This window comes from Flavobacterium sp. (assembly GCF_044348915.1).
Classification (GTDB): Bacteria; Bacteroidota; Bacteroidia; order Flavobacteriales; family Flavobacteriaceae; genus Flavobacterium.
Window position 1 is genome coordinate 1 of sequence record NZ_JBIKRX010000124.1, and the last position, 5,894, is coordinate 5,894.

Consider the following 5,894-nt stretch of genomic DNA (forward strand, 5'->3'; position numbering starts at 1 on the left):
TCATAATAAATAAACCTGCACCATAACCATTTTTTTTGCCATTATTTAAGGATTCCGTTTGAAGTTGTTTGGCTAATAAGGAAGAAGTACCCATTTTTCCTTGTTGATAAAAATTGCTCCATTTTAATAAATCCTCTGTGGTTGTTAGTAATCCGCCATTGCCATAAACATATTCATTTGGCATATTTAATTTATAACCAGTCTCTGTTTTGGAGTAAGCGATGGCTCGATTTTTCACTATCCGATTAGGGTCATCTCTCCATTGTGTATTCGTCATTCCTGCCGGGTCAAAAATATATTTTTTGGTAAAATCGGCTAAAGTTAATCCGCTGACCCTTTGCACAATTATAGCAGCAAGGTTGTAGTTCGAATTGCTATAAATAAATTCATCGCCCGGTTTGTTGTTCAATTCTTTTTGGCGTACAATAATTTCCAGCGCGTCTTCATTGGTGTAGAATTGCGTTCCGCGAGACCAACCTGTTAATGAAGCAATGGAGCCCCAATCTCTCAAACCACTCGTGTGGTGAATCATGTGACTTAACTTTATTGGCATACCATAATCGCTTAACTCAGGAATATATTTTCTAACATCATCATTTAAAGACAATTTTCCTTGTTGTTCTAACAAAAGAAGGGCCGCTGCAGTAAATTGCTTTGACACCGAACCTGCTTCAATAATAGAATTGGTAGTTAAGGGAACGTTGTGTTCTAAATCGGCCAAACCCATCGCTGTGGAATAAATTATTTTTCCATTTCGTTCAATAGAAAGTTGACAGCCGGGATTGGTTGCTTTATATTGACTAAGAATTTTATCTACTTGTGAAATAGTATCTTGTAGCGTTTGCCCTATCGAAAGTTGATAGAATAGTACAAAAAGAAATACTAGTTTGAAATTTTTCATAGCGTGCAATATTTTTTTTATTTATTGGAAAAGTAGTTGATTTATTTGTAATTGGTACTAAATAGCAAATACTTTATACAAAGAACTACGACAATTCGATTTCCATAAACAATAAATACTGTCTAAACTCCGCTGGAATTTCGACTTCATCATAAGCGAGAATTTCTCTAAAACCAACGTTTCGGTAGAGTGAATGAGCAGCTTCCATAAATTTAGGACTATCCAAACGTACTTTTTGGTACCCTGCTTCTTTGGCAGCATTTAATAACGCTTGCAGAATGGCTCGTCCGGCTCCAATGGTTCTAAAAGAGGGATCAACGTACATTCGTTTGATTTCACCAATTTCATCATTAATACTTTTTAGACAACCAATTCCGCAGGCATGTCCATCGATAAATGCTAGGATTAACCTTCCGTTTGGTGGCAGAAATTTGTCAATGTTTTTAATATCTTCTTTAACTGCTTCTTGCGGATTATGCGGATGTACGCCATAAAGCAGTTGCATTCTATCGTTTCCCCAAGTTAGATAATCGGTCCATAATTGTTTGATATTTTCAATATCAGCGGGCAGTTGTACTTCACGAATGTCGATGGAGGAATTACTATTCATTGGTTTTCAAATATAATTAACAGAAAATTTTTATTAGAAGGGGCGATTGCTTTTACAAATAACTCAACCACCATTTTTCTTTATGAGCTTGTTTATACCTATCGAATTTTTTACACAAAGGATAAAGTAATACAATAACACCAATCCAAACACTATAAACTACCCACAGCGGAAATCCAAATCCTTTTAATGCTGGCGTTTCGGTTACCCAATCTTGCAGAATCATTATTCTCCAACCGAATCCAGAAAGTTCTGCAAAAAGTAGGGCTAAAAGATGAATAAGATAAATGTGTAAGATATAATAGAAAAAGGGAACTCTGCCAAAAGCGCTAAAAAAATCAACCACTTTGCCTTTGAGTTTTTCGGTATTTGCCAAAAATAAAAGTGCAGTTCCCAAAGTCATCAATAAATACAATAAAGATGGTGGATATTTTGAAGGATTAAAAAACGAAATTAAATCTTTTGCGGCAGTTTCATAATCTTTAAAAAGAATTGGATCGCCATATAAATTGCTAAATCTTAAAATTACGAAGGCTATAATTGCTAAAATTCCTATTCCATTAAACAGTTTTTTTCTTCGAATACTATCAAACGATGTATCATAAAAAGCTCCAAAATAATACCCTAATGCCATCACGGCAATCCAAGGAATTATAGGATAGGCCACTACAAATTCAACACCATCTGTTAGTCTAAAAAAAGCAAATTCGTGAAGTATTGCCCAAAATACATTACCATCATAATGCACATTATCTAAAAGGTTGTGACCAACAATTAAAAGCAAACTAAAGGCTAAAATATACTTTCGAGGAAGATGAATTAATCCTGCCAAAACAATCATACTAATTCCCAAAGACCAAATAACTAATAATCCAGGGCTTCTAAAATAAATATCAAAATACCAAGCAAAATTAACAATCGTCATTTCTATAAAAACCAGCCAAAGTCCACGTTTTAAAAGAAAACTGGACAAATCGGATTTCGATTTTCGTTTACCAACCATAAAAGCAGAAGTTCCTGCCAAAAAACAAAAAGTTGGCGCGCAAAAATGAGTTATAAATCGGGTGAAGAAAATAGGCAAGGTAGTTTGAGTTGGATCTGTTGGATCAAAATAAAAAGCTGAATAATGGAAATAATCTCGAACGTGATCGAGTGCCATTATGACCATTACTAAACCTTTTAAGAGGTCAATGGATTGTATTCTGGGTTTTGTAATTGTTGTCATTTTTATTATTTTTTGCTTGGCTGCTGTTGTGTCGAACAATGAATACCGCCACCGTCCCAATTTTGAGGCATAGCATTTATGAATACAATCTTTCTTTTTGGAAATTGTGCTTCAAAAATTTTACGAACACGGACTTCTTTCTCTTTAGAAGAACCCTCTTTTACATAACTCGAAATAAGTACAAGTCCATTTGTTACCAAATAATTTAAATAGCTTGATGCTGGCACTCTCAGCAAAGTGTCGCCAACTTTAGGAGCTTCAGATATATAAAATCGATTGGCAGGGATATCGTAAGATACTTTTGAGGTATAGTTTTTAGATGCCATTATTTTTTTTGGTATTACATCAGGCATCGGAACTTTTACTATTTTAAATGGTTTTCCGTCTTGGTCAGTTGCATTTTTGAGTGTTTGATAATTTTCAGTGAGCCGTTGGTAATTCATTTTATTAATTGGATTCAAATCTTTCTCTGATTCGTCAATCCAAGCCAATAAAATGGTGTTTTCATTTGCAAATCGAACAAATTCATCAGAATGTTGAACGCCACCACCAACATAATTACCTGCGATTCTTCTGTAAAAACCATTAGGGTCTTCTGCCAATCCTTGTTTAAGCCAAATAACTTTCGATAGTCCCAAAACTTTTTTGAACTCTCTTTCCATAAATTCTTTGGTTAAATCAGGATTACGGTTTTTCATTGCCGACTCGCATACAATGAGTGTTCCCTTGCCGTTTACTTCTATATTTCCGCCTTCGGTAACAACAGTTGTTTTATAAATTTTTGCCCCTTCGGCAACAGCCATTAAACTATCTACTGTTCCTGTTTTAGTCATAGAAGGCAATCTCTTGTTAAGATACTTGCTAATACTGTCTTGATTGTTGTTATATTGTTCTTTCAAAAATTGAGGAAGACCATAATGATTCCAACCAAAATCAGCTACACCGAGTTTCCCTTTACTATTTACTAAAAAGGCTGCACCGTGATCTCTAATCCAATAACGGTCTCCTGGCATTACATAGAATTTGATATTAGAAGTATCTATTTGATTACGCTTCAAATAGCTTTTTGCGGTTTGCATTAGACTGTCAGAATCGAATGCTATTTTTACAGTTACGTTTGGAGTAAGCGTTTTTATCATCTCTGTTACCACAGGATAAAACCCAAGTGTACTGTCTGCTTGCCAACCAAGCCACACGGCATCTTGTTTTTCCCATTCGGCAGGCATATAATAGTTGTCCTCTTGTTTGTTACAGGATAGTAAGAAAATAATAGGTAAGACGAAAAGTAATTTTTTCATTGTTGGTGTTTTTTATTGGTTGATTACGATTTCGGTTTTTTGTCATTCCTGTTTTTTTATTTTTTTTTCAAAAATCTTCCACGCATTTTCATAAAAGGTTTTTCGATGCTATAATGCAACAGCAAAGCCACTAAAACGCAAAATACCATTGACAGTAAAAAAGTTAAATTACTGTCTTTAGCAATACTAAAATTAAATAGTACTGTTTGCGTTACTAAAATAATTCCCATATGAATTAAGTACAGTGCATAGGAAAGTTCCGCAATTTTGGTTAATATTTTTGATTTCCATTGGTATAAAAAACTATTGGGTATAATAGCTCCTAAAACCAAAAAACCAAACCCAACAGTGTAAGTCTTCAAACTAATTTGAACTTTTGCTAAGAGAGTATTTCTTTTAATAATTCAAAGGTAAATGTTTTTTTTGTTTGTTGTTAATTTAAATTTTTGGTACTCATTTCTTCGGTTTATAATGGCCATTTTCTTCAATTTTCTTCTTTCTTTTAAGATTTCGTCACCTCTACCATAATAAACATCAGCTGGTGTTAAGTTGTTTAATGACTCGTGATATCGTTCATTATTGTATCGGTTAACAAACTTTTCCAAGGCATTTTCCAACTCTTCTGGAGCAAAATAATTATCAAGTTTCACTACATTTTTCATAGTTCTGTGATATCTTTCAATTTTTCCTTGTGTCTGAGGATGATTGGGCTTTCCGTGAACTTGTTCCATTTGATGATGGTCTTTTAAATACGATTTCAATTCTGTTGCAATGTAACAGGAACCATTGTCCGATAAAAGGCGAGGACGCTGTTTAGTAACCAATTTCGCTTTAATAATTGCTCTATCAACTGTTCTTTTTACATCATCAACTTTCATATTGGAACAAAGCTCCCAATGCACAATATATCGGCTGTAATCATCTAAAACGGTGCTTAAGTAATACCAACCCCAACCCAGGATTTTGAAGTAAGTAAAGTCAGTTTGCCACATTTGATGAACAAATCCAGTTTTACTGGTAAACTCATCAGCTGCACTCAAGAAAATATGAGCTGGAGCAGTAATTAAACCTCTTGATTTCAAAATTCTGTATACACTTGATTCAGAGATGAATATTTGTTGTTCATCGGTGATTTTATAAGCTAATTCTCTTGATGATAAATCAGGATAATCTAAAGCTAATTTAACTACCAAATTCTTTTGTTCTTGCGGAATACTATTCCATTGTCTGTTAGATGCTCTTTTATTTGGCATTAAACCTTCAACTCCGTTTTTACTGTAGGAATGATACCAATTGTAAAAAGTGCTTTTGTTCAGACCAATCTCTTTGAGAGTGCGATTGACTCCAATTTCAGAACGAACTACTAGATGAATGATTTCTTGTTTTTCGGATACTGTAAGACGCATATATTTCTTGTACTTTACAGTTAATCCAGCATTTCCAAGCTTTTTTTTACAATATCATATCGCAATACTAAATCAGCAACCATTTCTTTTAATCGTTGATTTTCTTTTTTAAGGTCCGCTACTTCATCACTGGTCGCTTCTCTTGTTGTATCGCCAGATAATCGTTTCTTGCCTGCTTCTAAAAACTCTTTATTCCATTTGTAAAATTGAGATTCATTGATGGAATACTTTCTACATAATTCCGCTACTGAAGTTTCTGCTCGTAATGCCTCCATAACGATTTGGATTTTCTGTTCCGAACTAAATATCCTTCGGGTGTTTCTACGGATCTCTTTGATGTAGTTTTCTGCTGTTTGTTTTCTTGGTGTTTTCATAATAATTCAAATTTAAGGATTTTTGAAAACACTCTCTTAGTTTTGGTTTAAATCAGTCCACTTTTTGCTGACGATTTACA

At 34.1% G+C, this 5,894-nt stretch carries 6 protein-coding genes; all 6 read right to left on the reverse strand.

The genetic code is table 11. The features are described from left to right. The coding region (locus ACIQ1E_RS13495; RefSeq protein WP_396171832.1) for a serine hydrolase domain-containing protein at positions 1 to 901 on the reverse strand (901 nt) is incomplete at its 3' end. A gap of 85 nt (positions 902 to 986) precedes the next feature. Further along, positions 987 to 1,511, reverse strand: a complete 525-nt coding sequence (locus tag ACIQ1E_RS13500; RefSeq protein WP_396171833.1) for a GNAT family N-acetyltransferase — start codon at positions 1,509 to 1,511, stop codon at positions 987 to 989. Positions 1,512 to 1,563: 52 nt separating this feature from the next. Continuing rightward, a complete protein-coding gene (locus ACIQ1E_RS13505) occupies positions 1,564 to 2,736 on the reverse strand; it encodes a DUF1624 domain-containing protein (RefSeq protein ID WP_396171834.1) in 1,173 nt (390 codons plus the stop codon). A 5-nt stretch (positions 2,737 to 2,741) separates the two neighbouring features. Further along, positions 2,742 to 4,034, reverse strand: coding sequence for an agmatine/peptidylarginine deiminase (locus ACIQ1E_RS13510; RefSeq protein WP_396171835.1), 1,293 nt, complete (start codon positions 4,032 to 4,034; stop codon positions 2,742 to 2,744). A 56-nt stretch (positions 4,035 to 4,090) separates the two neighbouring features. Beyond that, positions 4,091 to 4,396 (reverse strand): acyltransferase family protein, encoded by a 306-nt coding sequence (locus tag ACIQ1E_RS13515; protein ID WP_396171837.1) that lies wholly within the window; start codon positions 4,394 to 4,396, stop codon positions 4,091 to 4,093. A gap of 42 nt (positions 4,397 to 4,438) precedes the next feature. Continuing rightward, a protein-coding gene (locus ACIQ1E_RS13520; RefSeq protein WP_396171839.1) for an IS3 family transposase occupies positions 4,439 to 5,814 on the reverse strand; the annotation gives its coding sequence in 2 pieces (ribosomal slippage) (positions 4,439 to 5,476 and positions 5,479 to 5,814; 1,374 coding nt in all). Positions 5,815 to 5,894 lie beyond the last annotated feature (80 nt).

Excerpts from the sequence above, each read along its gene's own strand:
- ACIQ1E_RS13500 (WP_396171833.1), bottom strand. The coding sequence starts at position 1,511 with ATGAATAGTAATTCCTCCATCGACATTCGTGAAGTACAACTGCCCGCT.
- ACIQ1E_RS13505 (WP_396171834.1), bottom strand. The coding sequence starts at position 2,736 with ATGACAACAATTACAAAACCCAGAATACAATCCATTGACCTCTTAAAA.
- ACIQ1E_RS13510 (WP_396171835.1), bottom strand. The coding sequence starts at position 4,034 with ATGAAAAAATTACTTTTCGTCTTACCTATTATTTTCTTACTATCCTGT.